This is a genomic window from Streptomyces sp. NPDC047525, from assembly GCF_040643025.1.
In the GTDB taxonomy this organism is placed as follows: domain Bacteria; phylum Actinomycetota; class Actinomycetes; order Streptomycetales; family Streptomycetaceae; genus Streptomyces; species Streptomyces durmitorensis.
Genome location: NZ_JBEYTL010000002.1, coordinates 390,373 through 408,146, shown reverse-complemented (window position 1 = coordinate 408,146; position 17,774 = coordinate 390,373). Strand labels below are relative to the sequence as shown.

Annotated in this window: 4 protein-coding genes; 3 read left to right on the top strand and 1 reads right to left on the bottom strand. The window is 73.2% G+C overall.

Annotated features, from left to right (window positions below; all coding sequences use genetic code 11):
- Positions 1-50 precede the first annotated feature (50 nt).
- Positions 51-13,190: a type I polyketide synthase gene (locus ABZ833_RS07070; RefSeq protein WP_361042197.1), complete on the bottom strand. Its 13,140-nt coding sequence runs from the start codon at positions 13,188-13,190 to the stop codon at positions 51-53.
- Between the two features lie 1,631 nt (positions 13,191-14,821).
- On the opposite strand from ABZ833_RS07070, the gene ABZ833_RS07065 reads away from it, so the two are divergent.
- From ABZ833_RS07065 to ABZ833_RS07055, 3 genes are all read left to right on the top strand, one after another.
- Positions 14,822-16,051 carry a hypothetical protein gene (locus ABZ833_RS07065; RefSeq protein WP_361042195.1) on the top strand — a complete coding sequence of 410 codons (1,230 nt, stop codon included), beginning with the start codon at positions 14,822-14,824 and terminating at the stop codon, positions 16,049-16,051.
- Positions 16,052-16,111: 60 nt separating this feature from the next.
- Positions 16,112-16,321 carry a hypothetical protein gene (locus tag ABZ833_RS07060; protein ID WP_361042193.1) on the top strand — a complete coding sequence of 70 codons (210 nt, stop codon included), beginning with the start codon at positions 16,112-16,114 and terminating at the stop codon, positions 16,319-16,321.
- Between the two features lie 354 nt (positions 16,322-16,675).
- Positions 16,676-17,734: a beta-ketoacyl-ACP synthase III gene (locus ABZ833_RS07055; RefSeq protein WP_361042190.1), complete on the top strand. Its 1,059-nt coding sequence runs from the start codon at positions 16,676-16,678 to the stop codon at positions 17,732-17,734.
- Positions 17,735-17,774 lie beyond the last annotated feature (40 nt).

The following is a 17,774-nucleotide window of genomic DNA, read 5'->3' as shown; positions in this document are numbered from 1 at the left end:
GCGTGTGCTCCTTACAGCGGTGCGGGGGAGATCGTTGCGGTCCGACTCGGTCACGAGGTCTCGAGTTCGTCGTCGAGGTAGCCGAAGAGTTCGTCGTCGGTGGCCGATGTGAGGTCGGACTCGGCGTCCTCGTCGACGTCGTCGGCCCGCGCGTCGCTCCACTTGGCGAGCAGGGCCCGCAGCCGCAGGTCCGCCTTGGTGGCGGTGCCGTCGTCGGTGAGGGCGAGCAGCGCGCTTTCCAGTTGGTCGAGTTGGTCCAGTACGCCGGTCTCCGGCTCGTCCTCGGTGCGCGGGAGCAGCGTAAGTACGTGCCGGGTGATCGCGGCGGCCGACGGGTGGTCGAACACGAGCGTCGACGGCAGTCGGAGCCCGGTGGCCGCGGTGAGCCGGTTGCGCAGTTCCACCGAGGTCAGTGAGTCGAACCCGAGGTCCTGCAGTCCACGGCCGGGATCGACCTGGGTGCCCGTCGCGTGGCCGAGCACCGCGGCGACCTGCGCGCAGACCAGGTCGAGGACCGTCTGCTCGCGGTCCGCGGCGGACTGGCCCGCGATGGTGTCGGTGAACGTCGCGCCCGTGGTGGTCGTCTCCGCCGTGACGCGGCGGGCGGGGGCGCGGACCAGGCCTCGCAGCATCGGGGGCAGCGTTCCGTCCGCCGCCTGTCCGCGCAGTGTCGCGGTGTCGAGGAGGACCGGCACGAGTGCGGCGCGGTCGTCCTGCGCCGCGGTGTCGAAGAGCGCGAGGGCGTCCTCGGTGGGCAGTTCGAGGATGCCGGAGCGGCCGAGCCGGGCCCGGTCGTCGGCGTCAAGACCCGCCGTCATGCCGCTCGCTGCCGCCCACATGCCCCACGCCAGCGAGACGCCGGGCAGGCCGAGCGCCTGGCGGCGGCGCACGAGGGCGTCGAGCGCCGCGTTCGCTGCCGCGTAGCTCGCCTGGCCCGCGCTGCCGAGGATCCCGGCCGCGGAGGAGAACACGACGAACGCGGACAGGTCGGCGTCCCGGGTCAGTTCGTGCAGGTGCAGCAGGCCGTCGACCTTCGGGCCGAAGACGCGGTCGACCCGCTCGGGCGTCAGTGACTCGATGACGCCGTCGTCGACGACTCCGGCGGCGTGCACGACCGCGCCGAGCGGCCGGTCGAGGGAAGCGAGGAGCGCGGCCACCGCGTCGCGGTCGGCCACGTCGCACGCCGCCACGGACACCTGGGCGCCCAGTGCCGTCAGTTCGTCGCGCAGTTCCTGTGCGCCATCGGTCGCAAGGCCCTTGCGTCCCGCGAGGACGAGGTTGCGGGCGCCCCGGTCGGCGACCAGGTGGCGGGCCACCAGCGCGCCGAGCGTGCCGAGGCCGCCGGTGACCAGGACCGGGCGGTCCGGGTCGAGCGGGGCGGGCACGGTCAGGACGACCTTGCCCATGTGCCGGTTCTCGCTGTGGTGGCGCAGCGCCTCGGGTGCGCGGCGGATGTCCCGGGCCCGTACGGGCAGGGGGCTCAGGACGCCTGCGGCGAACAGCGCGAGCACTTCGGCCAGCATGTCCTGGAAGCGGTCGGGGTCCGGCTGTGTCTGGTCGAACGTGGCGTACTTGACGCCGGGCGGCAGGTCGTCGGGTTCGGGCACGTCGCCCTTGCCCAGCTCGATGAACCGCCCGCCGTCGGAGAGCAGTTCCAGGGAGGCCTGCACGAACTCCCGCATTGCCGGGGAGTCGTCGGTGAACTCCGGCAGTCGCAGGGAGCCGTCCGTGGGCTCCGGCTGCTGCCGCGAGGTGTCCACCAACTCCCGTACCGGCGAGTTCAGGACCACGTCCACGCCGCGTCCGCCGGTCTCGGCGGCGAAGTGCGCCGCGAAGCCGGTGTCGAGGCAGGACGCGAGGTGCGCCTCGGGCACGCCCGCCGCCCGTACGGCGTCCCACTCGGCGGGGCTCGCGGTCGCGAAGACCTTTGCGCCCCGGTGCCGCGCGAGCTGCACGGCCGCCATGCCGACATCGCTCGCCGCGTCGTGCACGAGGACGGACTCGCCCCGGCGCAGATCCGCCAGGTCGTGCAGGGCGTGGTAGGCCGTGAGGAACGCCGGCGCTACGGATGCCGCTTGTGCGAAGGACCATCCGGCGGGCACCGGTGCGACCAGCCTGCGGTCGGCGACCGCGAGCGACCCGAAGCCCTTGGTGGCCATGGCCAGCACGCGCTGGCCCACGGCCAGGTCGGTCACCGCCGCGCCGACCTCGGTCACCACGCCCGCGATCTCGCTGGCCGGCCGGACCTCGTCGTGGTGTGCGCCAAGGGCGGCAAGCACATCCCGGAAGTCCAGGCCCGCCGCGCGGACGGCGATGCGTACGTCGCCGGGCGCGAGGGGTGCGGTGGCCTCGGGGTGCGGTACCAGGGCGAGGCCGTCCAGCGAGCCGCGCGCCGTGACGTCGAGGCGCCACGGTCCTTCGGCGGGCGGGGCGAGCAGGTCGCCCGCGGTGGCACGGGCGAGCCGGGGCACGGTCACCAGGCCGGCCCGCACCGCCGACTGGGGCTCACCGGTGGCCAGCGCGGCCGGCAGTGCAAGGGCGGACTCCTCGGCGTCGTCGAGGTCGATCAGGGCGAACCGGCCGGGGTTCTCGGTCTGCGCCGACCGCACGAGTCCCCACACGGCGGCCTGCGCCGGGTCGGGCGTTTCGTCGTCGACCGCGCCGCGGGTCACGAACACCAGGCGGGTGTCCGCCGTCCGCTCGTCGGCGATCCAGTTCTGGGCCAGCTCCAGCGCCCAGGAGACCGCGTCCCGCGCCGCCGCCCCGTCCGCCCCGTCCGGGCCGGTCGGTCGGGGGCAGAGCGCGAGCAGGTCGGTCACGACGTCGAGGGCGCCGAAGTCGGGCACGGTCGGCACGTCGATGCCGAGGTCGCCCGCGGTGAGGCCCTCCGGGCCGACGGAGTGCGCGTCGAGCACGGCGAGCCTGACCGACCTCTCCCCTGTCGCTCCGTCGGCGGGCGTCCACTCCAGGGCGAACAGGGCGTCGGCGGTACGGGATGCGTCCTTGTGGAGCTCCACCGGTCGCATCACGAGCGACTCGACGGTCGCGACGGGCCTGCCGGACGGGTCCGCGACGGCCAGCGACATCTCGTCCTGCCCGTCCTGCCCCTTGGGCGACCAGCGCACCCGCAGCGTCGAGGCGCCGACGGCGTGCAGCCGCACCCCGGTGAAGGCGAACGGCAGCCGGGGGCCGCCGCCCGTCTCCTCCAGGGCGCGCAGCACCGGCGCGTGCAGGGCGGCGTCGAGCAGGGCGGGGTGCACGCTGAAGCCCTCGCCTCCGGTCCCGTCGGGCAGGGACACCTCCACGTACACGTCGGAGCCGAGGCGCCAGGCCGCGCGCAGCGCACGGAACACCGGGCCGTAGCCGTAGCCGAGTTCGGTGAGGCGGTCGTAGACGTCGTCGGCGTCCATCGGTGTCGCGCCCTGCGGCGGCCACACGGCGAGTTCGGTCGCCGGGGCATCGCTCGTGGTGAGCGTGCCGGTGGCGTGTTCGGTCCAGGGCGCGTCCCGGTCGGCGTCCTCGGCGCGTGAGTGCACCCGGACGCCGCGCCTGTCGTCGGTCTCCGCGCCGACCGTCACCCGCAGGACGCGGGCGCCGCGCTCGGGCAGGACCAGCGGGGCGTGCAGGGTCAGTTCCTCCACGGTGTCGAGCCCGCAGTGGCTCGCGGCGTGCAGGGCGAGGTCGAGGAAGCCGGTGCCGGGGAACAGCACCTGGCCACCGACGCCGTGGTCGGCGAGCCACGGCTGGGTCCGCGTGGACAGCCTGCCGGTGAACACGACGCCGTCGGAGTCGGGCAGCGCGACCGCGGCGCGCAGCAGCGGGTGGTCGCCGGTGGCGACTCCGAGTGCCGTCGTCGCCCCGTCGCCCGCGGGGGCGACGGCCGCGGTCAGCCAGTAGCGGTCGTGCTGGAAGGCGTAGGTGGGCAGGTCGACGCGTGTGCCCCGGCCGCCGAGCGCGGCTGCCAGGTCGAGGCGTGCGCCCCGGACGTGGAGCTGCGCGGCGGCGAGGGCCAGCGTGTCGGGTTCGCTCCTGTCGGAGCGCAGCGTGGGCACGAACACGGCGGCGGGCGCGCTGTCCTGGCCCATCGCGGTGAGCACGCTGCCGGGTCCGACCTCCACCATCGTCGTCACGCCCTGGGCGACGAGGGTGGTGACGCCGTCGGCGAACCGTACGGGCCGGCGCACGTGCTGGACCCAGTGGTCCGGTGCGGCGAGTTCCTCGGCGTCGACCGGTGCGCCGGTGAGGGTGGAGACGATCGGCAGCATGGGCGGGTGGGCGGTCGCGCCCGCCACGACGCGGCGGAACTCCGCGAGCATCGGCTCCATCAGCGGTGAGTGGAACGCGTGGCTGACCCGCAGTCCGGTGACCTTGCGCCCCTGCGCCTTGAGGCGGTCGGCGAGCTCACGCACCTCGGGTTCACTGCCGGAAAGGACCAGTGAGTCCGGGCCGTTGATGGCGGCGATGCCGACGTGCTCGGAGCACTCCGGTGCGATCTCGGCCTCGGTGGCCTGCACGGCGACCATGACGCCTCCGGCGGGCAGCGCCTGCATGAGCGCGCCGCGGGCGGCGACGATCGTGCAGGCGTCGGCCAGCGAGAAGACGCCCGCCACGTGCGCGGCGGCCAGTTCGCCGATCGAGTGTCCCGCGAGCGCGTCGGGCTTGAGGCCCCAGGACTCCCACAGCCGGTACAGCGCGACCTCGACCGCGAACAGCGCGGGCTGTGCGTACTCGGTGCGGTCGAGCAGGGCCTGGTCGTCACCGAACACCACGTCGCGCAGCGGCACGTCGAGGAGCGGGTCGAGGTGGGCGAACGCCTCGTCGAGCGCGTCGGCGAACGCGGGGTGGGCCTCGTACAGGCCGCGGCCCATGCCGATGCGCTGGGAGCCCTGGCCGGAGAACAGCACGGCGAGCCTGCCGCCGTCGGGGGCTCCGCGCACCACGCCCGGGGCGTCGGTGCCCTCGGCCAGCGCGTCGAGACCGGCGCGCAGTTCGGGTGTGCCGGTGCCGAGCACGACGGCGCGGTGGTCGAGTGCGGCTCGCCCGGTGGCGAGTGTCGCGGCGATGTCCACCGGCGACAGTTCGGGCCGTGCGTCCACGGTGGCCGCCAGACGGACGGCCTGCTCGCGCAGCGCGGCGGTGTCGCGGGCGGACAGCGCCCACCCGAGGGTGCGTCCCTCGGGCTCCTCGGCGGGGGCCGGGGTAGGGGCCGCGGGGGCGGGTTCGCCCTGTTCGAGGATGACGTGGCCGTTGGTGCCGCTGACGCCGAACGCGGAGACCGCTGCGCGCCTCGGCCGGCCGGCCTCGGGCCACAGCCGCTGATCGGCGAGGAGTTCCACGGCGCCGGTCGTCCAGTCCACGTGGTCGGAGGGGCGGTCGAGGTGGAGGGTGCGCGGCAGTACACCGTGCCGCATCGCCTGCACCATCTTGATGACGCCCGCGATGCCCGAAGCCGCCTGGGTGTGGCCGATGTTGGACTTCAGGGCGCCCAGGAGCAGCGGCCGGTCGGCGGGACGGTCCTGGCCGTACGTGGCGAGGAGCGCCTGTGCCTCGATGGGGTCGCCCAGCTTGGTGCCCGTGCCGTGGCCCTCGACGGCGTCCACGTCCGCGGTGGACAGGCCCGCGTTCGCGAGCGCCGCGCGGATGACCTGCTGCTGCGCGGGGCCGTTCGGCGCGGAGAGGCCGTTCGACGCGCCGTCCTGGTTGGTGGCGGAACCCCGGACGACGGCGAGTACTTCGTGGCCGTTGGCCCGTGCGTCGGAGAGCCGTTCGAGGAGGATCAGGCCCGCGCCCTCGCCCCAGCCGACGCCGTCGGCGGCATCGGCGAAGGGCTTGCACCGGCCGTCGGGGGCAAGGCCGCCCTGGAGGCTGAACTCGGCGAAGGGCGTCGGCGTCACCATGATCGCCGTGCCGCCCGCCAGGGCCATCGAGCACTCCCCCGACCGCAGCGCCTGCACCGCGAGGTGCAGGGCGACCAGCGAGGACGAGCACGCGGTGTCCACGGTGACGGCGGGACCGCGCAGGCCGAGCGAGTAGGCGATGCGGCCGGACACGACGCTCAGCGCGTCGCCGGTGAGCCGGTAGCCGTCCATCTCGGGCGTGGCCTGTTCCAGGGTGCCCGCGTAGCTCTGCGGCGAGGCGCCGACGAACACGCCGGTGAGGCTGTCGCGTACGGAGGCCGGGTCGATGCCCGCCCGCTCGAAGGCCTCCCAGGCCAGTTCGAGCACCTGCCGCTGCTGCGGGTCCATCGCGAGGGCCTCGCGCGGGGCGATGCCGAAGAAGCCCGCGTCGAACCCTCCCGCGTCGTCCATGAAGGCGCCCTCGAACGTACGGCTGCGGCCCTGCTCCTCCGCGTCGGCCGGGTACAGCCGGTCGGGGTCCCAGCCCCGGTCGTCGGGGAACGGCCCGACGGCGTCGTGTCCACCCAGGACGAGCGACCACAGGTCCTCGGGGCCGCGTACGCCGCCGGGGAAGCGGCAGCTCATCGCCACCACCGCGATCGGATCGTCGGCGGCGCGGGCGGCGGCCGGGACCGGGGCGGTGCTCTGCCGCTCGCCGAGGACCACGGAGTACAGGTGGTCGGCCAGCGCGTCCGGCGTCGGGTGGTCGAAGACGACGGTCGCGGGCAGCCGTACGCCGGTGGCGGAGTTCAGGCGCTTGCGGAGCTCGATGGCGGTGAGGGAGTCGAAGCCCAGTTCGCGGAAGGCCCGGTCCGGCGTGACGGTGTCGGGTCCTTCGTGGCCGAGCACCGTCGCCGCGTGACCGCGGACCAGGTCGAGCAGGAGCCGGTGCTGGTCGGCCTCGGCGAGCCCGGTCAGGCGGTCGGCGAGCGCACCGCCGGAGGCCGGCTGTTCCACCGCGTCCTGCGCGGCAAGCGCGACGACGTCGGGTATCTCGCTGATCAGGGGGCGCGAACGGGCCGCCGTGAAGCCGGGGGTGAAGCGAGCCCAGTCGACGTCCGCGACCGTCACGGTCGTCTCGCCCGCCGTGAGGGCGGCGGCGAGCGCGCTGACCGCGAGTTCCGGCCGCATGGGACGCATGCCCCTGCGGCGCAGCTGGTCGTCGAGGTCTCCGGTCACCATGCCACCGCCGGCCCACATGCCCCAGGAGACCGAGGTGGCGGGCAGGCCTTCGGCGTGGCGGCGCTGCGCGAGGCCGTCGAGGAAGGCGTTGGCGGCGCCGTACGCACCCAGTTCGCCGCTGCCCCACACCGCGGACCCGGAGGAGAACAGCACGAACGCGTCGAGATCGCGTCCTGCGCACAGCTCGTCGAGGTGGGCCGCGCCGACGGCCTTCGCCTCCAGGGCGTACGCGAGGTCCGAGGTCTCCGTGTCGGCCAGCGGCAGGGACGGGACGGTGCCCGCCGCGTGGAAGACCGAGCGGATCGGGGTGCCTTCGGCGTCGAGCCGGGCGAACAGGTCGGCGAGCGCGGCACGGTCGGCGGCGTCACAGGCGGCGACGGTGGTCCGGACGCCGAGTCCGGTCAGCTCGGCCGCCAGCTCCTGCGCGCCGGGGGCGTCGGCGCCCCTGCGGCTCGTCAGCACGATGTGCTCGGCGCCGTTGCCCGCGAGCCAGCGGGCCACGTGGCCGCCGATGGCGCCGGTGCCGCCGGTGATCAGTACGGTGCCCGTGGCGCGCCAGGCGGGTGCCGTCGCCGGTGCGGGGGCGGGGGTCAGCCGTCGCGCCGACAACCCGGAGGCACGGATGGCCAGTTGGTCCTCGTCCGCGAGTCCGGCCAGAGCGGCGGCGAGCCGCGTGGCGGTCCTGGCGTCGGGGGTCACGGGCAGGTCGACGATGCCGCCCCAGCGGCCCGGCTGTTCCAGGCCGACGGCGAGGCCAAGTCCCCACACCTGGCTCTGCGTCGGGTGGGTCAGCGGGTCGGACCGGCCGACGGACACCGCGCCCGTCGTCGCCATCCACAGCGGTGCGCCGATCCCGGCGTCACCGAGTGCCCGTACCAGTTCCAGCGTGCCGGACAGTCCCCTCGGGACGGTCGGCGCCGCGGGGTCGGGCCGTTCGTCGAAGGCCAGGAGGGAGAGCACACCGCTGGGTACGAAGTCCACGGCGCGCAGCGCCTCCGCCGATCCTTCGACCTCCAGGACGTCGGCGCCGTGGGCGCGCAGGGCGTCGACCGCCGCCGCATGCCACGGGTGCTCCGCCTCGGACAGCGAGCCGATCACGAGCCAGGTCCCGGACAGGGCCGGGGTGGCGGCGGTGCCGAGCGCCTGCCAAGTGACCCGGTAGCGCCAGGCGTCGACGGTGGAGCGCTCCTGCCTGCGTCGGCGCCAGTCGCCCAGGCTTGCCAGCACGTCGGAGAGCGGCGCGTCGGCGGGCACGTCCAGCGTCGTGGCGAGGTCGCCCCGCTCCACCGAGGACCAGAATTCCTCGAGGGCGGGATCGCCCGCCGTGGACGGGCGGGCGGTCTCGTCGAGCCAGAACCGCCTGCGCTGGAAGGGGTAGGTGGGCAGGTCGACAGGCCGCCCCGCGGGCACCACGGCACGCCAGTCGAACGGCAGGCCCTCCACGTACGCCTCTGCGGCGGAGAGCAGGAACCGGTCGAGGCCGCCGTCGGTCCGGCGCAGCGTGCCCACGACGACGGCGTCAGCGCCGGTCGCGTCGAGCGTCTCGCGCACCCCGAAGGTGAGGACGGGGTGCGGGCTGCACTCGACGAACGCCCCGATGCCCCGGTCGAGCAGACCGCGCGTGGCCTCTTCGAACCGGACGGTGTTCCGCAGGTTCTGGTACCAGTACTCGGCGCCGACCTCGGTCCCGGTCAGCCACTCCCCCGTCACCGTGGACAGCATCGGCACACTCGCGGGCACCGGCTCGACCCCGGCCAGCACGGCGGCCAGTTCTTCCTGGATGCGCTCCACGTGCGGTGAGTGGGACGCGTAGTCGACGGGGACACGACGGGCGCGCACGTCTTCGGCGGCGCAGGATTCCATCAACTCGTCCAGTGCGTCGGCGTCACCCGCCACGACGACCGAACCCGGGCCGTTGACCGCGGCGAGCGAGATCCGTCCGTCCCAGCGCGCGATCCGCTCCCGCGCGGCATCGGCCGTCACAGCGAGCGACACCATGCCGCCCTGACCCGAAAGGGCCAGGATCGCCTTGCTGCGCAACGCGACCACCTTGGCCGCATCCGCCAGCGACAGCGCCCCCGCCACATGCGCGGCGGCGATCTCGCCCTGGCTGTGCCCCACCACCGCGTCCGGCTCCACACCGTACGAACGCCACAGCGCGGCCAACGACACCATCACCGCGAACAACGCGGGCTGAACAACGTCCACCCGCTCCAACTCGGCGCCATCAGCCAGCACCTCATGCAACGACCAGTCCACATACGGAGCAAGCGCATCAGCACACGCGTCGAGGGAAGCGCGGAACACCGGCGAGGACTCCGCCAGTTCCGCGCCCATGCCGAGCCACTGCGAGCCCTGGCCCGGGAAGACGAACGCCACCTTGCCCGCAGGCAGCGCGACACCTATCGCCACGCGGGTGGACTCAGAGCCCGCGGCCACCGCCGCCAACGCGTCGGAACCGCCCGAGACCACCACCGCCCGGTGATCGAACACCGCGCGGGACAGCAGGGCATCCGCCACGTCGGCCGGCGCAAGCGCCTCTGCTGCGGTGGCGAGTTGAGCGGCGTGGGCGCGCAGGGCGTCCTCCGTGCGCGCGGAGAACACCAGCGGGACCGGTCCGGAGGTCGGCAGCGGGTCGATCGGGGTCTCTTCGGGCGCCTGTTCAAGGACGGCGTGGGCGTTGGTGCCGCTGATGCCGAACGAGGACACGGCGGCCCGACGGGGGCGCCCGGCCTCGGGCCACGGCGTGGTCTCGGTGACCAGCGACACGGCGCCCGATGCCCAGTCCACGTGCGGGGTGGGCTCGGTGATGTGCAGGCTCTGGGGCAGTACGCCGTGCCGCAGCGCGAGCACCATCTTGATCAGGCCCGCGACGCCGGAGGCCGCCTGCGTGTGGCCGATGTTGGACTTCACCGAGCCGAGCAGCAGCGGCCGGTCGGCGGGGCGCTCACGGCCGTAGGTGGCAAGAAGGGCGTCCGCCTCGATCGGGTCGCCGAGGCGGGTGCCGGTGCCGTGCGCCTCTACGGCGTCGACCTCGGCGGCGGTGACGCCCGCGTCGGCGAGCGCCTGCCGGATGACCCTGCGCTGCGCGGGGCCGCTGGGGGCGGTGAGGCCGTTGGACGCGCCGTCCTGGTTGATCGCGGTGCCCTTGATCAGCGCGAGTACGGGGTGTCCGTTGCGGCGCGCGTCCGAGAGCCGCTCCAGAAGCACCATGGTGGCGCCCTCGGCGAGGCCGAACCCGTCGGCACTCGCCGAGAACGCCTTGCAGCGCCCGTCGGGGGCAAGCGCGCGCTGCCTGCTGAACTCCACGAACATGCCCGGCGAGGGCATGACCGTGACGCCGCCCGCGAGGGCGAGGGGGCACTCGCCGCGCCGCAGCGACTGCACGGCCAGGTGCAGGGCGGCCAGCGACGAGGAGCATGCCGTGTCGAGGGTGACGGCGGGTCCGTTGAACCCGAACGAGTACGAGAGCCTGCCGGACGCGACGCTCGCGGTGTTGCCGGTGAGCAGATAGCCCTCGAGGTCGGCGGGGGCCTCGTGCAGCCTCGGCCCGTAGTCCATCGTCATCGCGCCCACGAACACGCCGGCCTGACTGCCCCTCAGCCCTGTCGGCTCGATGCCCGCGCGCTCGATCGCCTCCCAGCCGATCTCGAGGAGCAGCCGCTGCTGCGGGTCCATCGCAAGGGCCTCGCGCGGCGAGATCCCGAAGAACTCGGGGTCGAACTGGTCGACGTCGTGCAGGAATCCGGCCTCGCGCTGGTAGTAGCCACCGGCCCGCTCGGCGTCCTCGTCGTAGCGCCCGTCCAGGTCCCAGCCCCGGTCGGTGGGGAACGCGGTGATGCCGTCGCCGCCGGTGGACAGCAGCTCCCACAGGTCCTCGGGGCTGCGCACTCCGCCGGGCAGGCGGCAGCTCATCGCGACGACGGCGATCGGTTCGTCGTCCCCGGCCACCGCGAAGGCCGGCAGTTGGTCGTCGTCGGCCGGTGTGCCGAGCAGGACCCTGTCGATGCGCTCGGCGAGGCCACGGCACGTCGGGGTGTCGAACACCGCTGACACCGGCAGGTTCAGGCCGGTGGCCGCGTTCAGCAGGTTGCGCAGTCGCACCGCGCCCGCCGAGTCGACGCCCAGTTCGAGGAGCGGCGCGTCCGCGTCGGGGGCGGGTCCGGTGTTCCCGACGACGGCGGCCACCTGCGCGCGGACCAGGTCGAGCAGGAAGTCGGTGCGGTCGGCGGCGTCCGCGAGCCGGTCGTCGAAGGACGGGGCGGGGACGGCCCCGGGCTCCGCGTGCAGCGGGTAGGCGGGGAGCGGCACCGCGCGTGCGTCCCGGCCCGCGAACACCGCGTCCCAGTCGGGGAGTACGCCGTGCGCGTGCAGTTCGGCGAGCGCGGCGGTCATCTGGTCGGCGCCGCCACGGTCCCTGCGCAGCGTGCCGACGACGGCGGCCTCCACGGCGGCGTCCTCGGCGGTCTCCTGCACGGCCCGGGTGAGCACGGGGTGGGGGCTCGGCTCGAGCAGCAGTCGGTGCCCGGCGGCCAGGACGGCGCGTGTGGCGCTCTGGAAGTCAGCGGTGCCGCGCACGTTGCGGCACCAGTGGTCCGCGGTGAGCGTGAGCGGGTCGACCCTCGCGCCCGTGGTGGCCGTGTAGATCGGCACGTCCGTCGGGCGGGGCGTGATGGGGCTGAGGTCGGCGCGCAGCATGTCGAGCACGGAGTCGACCTGACGGCCGTGGGCCGCGAGACGGATCGCGATGCCTCTGGCCCTGATGCCGTCCGCGGCCAGGTCGGCGAGGAGTTGGCTGGCCGCGTCCTCGTCGCCGGAGACCAGGACCGACGTGGGCGCGTGCACGGCGGCGAGGTCGAGCCCCTCGTACCGGGTGAGCCGCTCACGTACCTCGTCGGCTGATGCCAGTACGGACAACATCACGCCGCGTTCGAGCAGGTGCACCTGCGCTTGGCTGAACAGGGCCACGGCCCGCGCGCCGTCCTCGACGGACAGTGCGCCCGCGACCGTCGCGGCCGGGATCTCGCCGACGCTGGAGCCGATCACGGCACCGGGCCGCACACCCCAGGAGCGCCACAGCGCGGACAGGGACACCATCATCGCCCAGAGCGCGGGCTGGGCCACGTCCGGCCGGTCGAGGGAAGGCGTGTCCGTCTTGCCGCGCAGCACGTCAAGGACGGGCCAGTCCACGAACGGCGTGAGGGCTTCCGCACAGGCATGCAGTTGCTCGGCGAACACCGGCGACGTGGCGAGGAGTTCGTCGGCCATGCCCAGCCACTGCGGCCCGTGACCGGGGAACACAAAGGCGACGTCGTCTGCCGCGGCTCGCGCCGGTCCTCCGGCCGCGAGCCCCGGCACCGGTATTCGCCCCTCGCTGACGGCGAGCAGCTCCTCGGCGAGCCGGGTGCGGTCCCCGCCGACCAGCACGGCGCGCCGGGCGAGAGCGGGGCGAGTGGTGGCGAGCGAGAAGGCGAGGTCGACGAGCGGCAGGGCCGGCTGGGCCTCGATCAGCGAGTGCAGATCAGCGGCCCGCGCCCGCAGCGCGTCCTGGCTGTGCGCCGACACGGTGATCGGGACGGCGGGCCCGTCCGGTGCGTCGCGGCCGGGCTCGGTCCTGCCCGAGCGCAACGCGGCCTCGACCAGCGCGGGAACGCCGTCGGACCATGCGTGGTCGGTGTCGAGGCGGTAGGCGAAGGTCGCGATCCGTGCGCTGTCCCCACGGGTGAGCACGGCGAAAGCACCGTCCGTCCCGACCAGCGCCAGGTCGCACTCACCGGAACGCACGGCGGCGACGGCATCGGCGAGAGGGTCGTGTCCGGTCCGGCAGGGGCCGTGCAAGCCGAGCACGCGTGCCAACTCGGCCGCATCGTCGGAGCCCTCGGTGCCGGCGGCGGCCAGGTGGACACCGACGCCGGCCCGGTCGTCCGCGCCGATGCCCGCGTCCTCGCAGGCCGTCCACGCCGACTCCAGTTCGTCCGTCCGGCCCGTGGGCAGCGGCACACCGGTCAGCTCGACAAGGACACCGTGATCGCGCTCCGCCCGCACCGGTGCCGCGGACGCGACCCCAATGACGGCGACAGTGCCGGTGTGCAGCCCTTCTGATAAGCGCATGGCAGCCTCTGCCTTCGTCGGTCATCCACTGGAACTGGATACATGCATGGTTGGCCTGAATGGGCTCGATACTTTCTCGGCCACTTCGCCGCGACAACGAGCGCAAGTCAAAGCCAGATATCCAGAAATTGTCAACTGCGGTCTATTTTCGGTCTGTCACAGGCGGAAAACGCTCGTAGGGCTCGCGTAAGCGCCTGTCAGAGCCCCGCCCACTCGCGCGATTTACCGTACGGACTTCCAAAATTTACCTGGCTATCGGCGCACCCAGGAGAGCGGCGGGCCCGCCTGCCGCCCTGTCGCCGAGCGGCTCCTGCCCTATCGTGCAGCGCCTTTTGCCCCATCGCGCAGGGGAGGCTCGCATGCGGGCGGACGGAATTGCCGCAGCGCCCGTTCATCAATAACCCGCCATTCCGACGTCACGATCCGGCCATACGGATCCCGTTAAAATCAAGCCCCCCATGCATGGCCACGCGGAAGCACCGAATGAATAGGGGGCCGGAACCAGCTCGTTGACCGCGCCGTGGTAGCTCGTGGGCCTGCACGGGAACACCGGCGGTACACCCGGAGCCGGAGCCAGGGTGCGGAAGGGACCAGGGAAGCCCTGGCCACGAGGGGGGGGTGGTCGCGTCGTCCCGCAGGGGCGACGCCTGTCACACCACTCAAGACTCCATTGGCCGAGCGGTGGGCTACTGCGGTGGGGGGACGGGTGCGGATACGACTGCGGGGCGCACGGGAGAGCGGCGCACAAACCCCCGGCCGTCTCCGCAAGGACCGGCCGGGATCGAATTCCGCGATGGTCAGGGTTCGCCACGCATCAGTCGAGAGATGCAGTGCGACATAACCCGTTCAGAAACACAGTGAATTGCGTTTGAGTGCAGGAAGAGCACTCCTGGTGTTCACACGCCGGACAAGGCGACACGCCTGCGAGTGCCGGGCCTTGCTTCGTGACCCGCCCATGCTCATCCCCCCTACATATAGGCCCCGAACAGTCGCCGGGATCGATACGGAGGACCACAGGAGCGGCGCTCCGAGAAGACCGGTTCAGTCTGCGGACGAGGGATGCACGGCCGGATCAAACGCGATACCCCTGACCCCTCGCCTGGCCAACAGTATCCGAGCGGGTGTAGCCCGCACCAGACTCTCTTTATGTGGCAAGCGGAAGCAGAACCACACTTCTCGAGTGGCGCTCGAAGCGCCTTACCCGGTGCGGTAAACGCGCCCATGTATATGCCACCGCGAATGCCTGATGCCTCCACCACCTGGCATCAATCGCCGCAGTTCGCGACCGCGACATCTGACTCCTGAGTATCTGACGCACCACACTCCGTGTCCGAGTGGTGGAGCACCACAGGGCGTCCATGCCCGTTTCGCTCTGCTCGCGCTCCGTCTTCTGACCGTTTCGGGCCCACACATGATCACTGTGGTTCACCTCACACGCCCGTACTTCCGGGCAGCGGTCGCCGGCCAGGCGGTCCGGTGCCGCTGCCCTCGACCACGGTCGTGGAACTGTCGTGCAGGGATCCGGGACGCGCGAAACCGTACGCCGACGGGCCCGTTGGGCCGGGGAGAGGTTCATGGAGCAGGGAGAGGTTCCTCCCGCTCCCCCGCCCTCGAAGTGACGGAGTGAGGCCATGACCACGCCCAACGATTCCCTGCTGAGCCTGATCCGGGAAGCGGGCTGGACGTACGAAGCGCTGGCCCGCCGCGTCAACACGGACGCGTGCCGACGCGATCTGGGAACCACCTACGACCGGACGACGGTGGCGCACTGGGTGCGCGGCTCCCGCCCTCGCAGCCCGGTGCCCGAGCTGCTGTGCGGGCTCTTCACGCAACGGCTCGGGCGTCTGATCACGCCGGCGGAGCTGGGGTTCGCCGACAGCCGGGCACCGGCGCTCAAAGGCGCGGCCGCACTCATCGCCGCCATCCCCGGCCTCGATGCCAACAGCGGCCAGGAGCCCGGCAGTGGCGACGGGGCACCCCGTACCCGCGTACCCGAACAGCGCCCCCGCCCCGACAGCGAAGAGCGGAACCATCCCGCCTGGCACGAGCAGGTGTGGCGAGGGGCCGAGCGGTTCTTCGTGGGGCAGACGGCGGCTCTGGGCGGGAGGCACACCGGGCCGGTGCTGCTCGCCTACCTGCAGTCCGCCTTCGGCCCCGGGGGCGGCGCCCCGTTCATGGGGGCGGAGTCGAGGGCGGGCCTTGTGCACGTCGCACGCACCGCCGTCCTCCTGGCCGGCAGTTACGCCGACGCGTGCCGCACCCAGGAGGCGCAGGGTGCGCTGACCGCCGCCGAAGCGCTCGCCGACCATGCCGAGGACAGGGCCGTCCAGGCCATCGCACTGCGGCAGTTGAGCGAGAGCGCCCTGCTGCAGGGCGAGACCGCCCTCGCGACGGGATATCTGAACCGCGCCCTGGAGGTCTCCCGCCACACGTCGAGCCCGGTGCGTGCGTACGTCGCCGCGCAGGCGGCCCGGGTGAGCGCGGCGACCGGGGAGCGGCCGGCCGCACTGAACTGGCTGGAGACCGCGTCCCGGTTACTGCCGCACCACGCCGACGCCGAGGATCCCTTCGCGGTCTATTCGGCGGCGGCCCTGCACTATCAGCAGGCCGCCGTGCTGCATCGCCTCGGTGAGCCGCGTGAGGCCCATGCGGCGCTCACCGCATCGCTCGAAGCGCGGCCCGTGCAGGAAGCGCGCGCGGTCTTGTTGACCCTGCTCGCCAGAGGCTGGCTGCACCACGCCGAGGGCCACAGCGAGGCGATGTCCGCGGCCGCGGATGCCGCGGCGGAGATGAACGCCACCATCGCTTCGGTCAGGGCCGCCAAGGAGATCGCCCGCATCCGCTCGGCGCAACCGGCTTGAGCGGCGCGCCGTGCGACCGCACGACATGCGCGTGCCGAACGCGTCGCCGAGCATGGAGACATGAACGATCCCTTGCTTGTCGCGCAGCTCCTTGCCGTGCACGGTTCGTCCCGGCCGAGCGCCACCGAGGCAGACGCCGCCCGCGGGCGCCCTGCTGGTCACGGCGGCTTGCCACAGGCGGGCGCCGACGTTCCGCCCGCCGAATTCAACACGTTCAACAACATCCCGGTGCCGACATCGACATCGCCGACCGGGCGGGTCGTTGACTGACCGGGACGAGACTGGCCCAGGTGACTCCACCCCCCTCCATCGCCGCTGCCCCCGGCGTCACGCCTGCACCGCAATAGCGGCAAATCTTCACCCCTTGGCGTGACTCCCGTTCGGCGCAGCGGCCGTAACGTTCCTGCATCGGCCCGTGTGAGCTGCGCAATCATCGGCGATTCCCACGCATAGGTCTTTCGTTCGAAGACCACGCCATTCTCGCCAAGATCCTTTGCGCCCATAAGGTCATGCCGATTCCAGCAGGACGCGATCCCGGGTGAGGTGTGGGTGTCTGGCGAACTCTTGTGCTCCGCAGGCGAGTTGAGGCTCGGCGATGCCCCTTGGCGGAGCCGGCGAACGGCTGTGCTCGAGGGCCTCGCGGGCGTCGTGCCGCCGCGGGCGGTGAGCAACCACGAGCTGCCCGCCGCCTGGGGGACCGACGACGCCTGGGTGCGCCGTCGCACCGGCATCGGAATGCGCCACTGGGTCGCCCCCGGGGTGTCGACCGGGGACCTCGCACTCCAGGCCGCGGTCCGCGCGCTCGATGTGGCCGCCGCCGCGCCGCCCGACGGGCTCGACACGGTCACCCCCCACCCCGTCGACGCGGTCATCGTGGCCACGTCCACCCCCGACCGGCCGATGCCCGCCATGGCGCCGCAACTGGCGCACCGGCTCGGCCTCGGCCAGGTCGCGGCCTGGGACGTGGCCGCCGCGTGCAGCGGATTCGTCTACGCGCTCGCCACCGCCGCAGGAGTGATCGGGGCGGGAATCGCCCACCGGGTCCTGGTCGTCGCGGCCGAGGTGTACTCGACACTGATCGCCCCGGACGACCGTGGTGCCGGCGTCGTTTTCGCGGACGGCGCGGGTGCGGTGGTGCTGCGCCGTGGCGAGCACGGTGAGCCGGGCAGCATCCTCGGCTTCGACCTGGGCAGTGACGGCACAGGCCACGACCTGATCGAAGTGCCGGGCGGTGGCGCGCTCGCCCGCTCGGCGCCCGACCGCTACACCCCGGCGGACCTGCACTTCCGGATGCGAGGACGTGACGTGTTCCAACACGCCGTCACCCGCATGACGCACTCCTCACAGGTGCTGCTCAAGAACGTCGGCTGGTCCGTGGACGACGTCGACCGGTTCGTGGCGCACCAGGCCAACGCGCGCATCCTGAGCGCCGTGGCCGACCGCATCCCCCTGCCCGCCGGCCGGCAGATCGCGAACATCGACCGCGTCGGCAACACCGGGGCCGCCTCCATTCCGCTGGCGCTGGCCGACGCAGCCGGAAACAGCCGCCTCCACACCGGGCAGCGCGTCCTGCTCACCTCTTTCGGAGCCGGGCTCACCTGGGGATCCGCCGCCCTGCTGTGGCCCCACCTCGCCCCGGTTCCGTCGGTCCACGGCGTCGGCGACCCAGTGCGCTCCGCCTGAGCGGCAGTTCTCCCGCGCCGCCCGCGCCTCACGCTCCTCT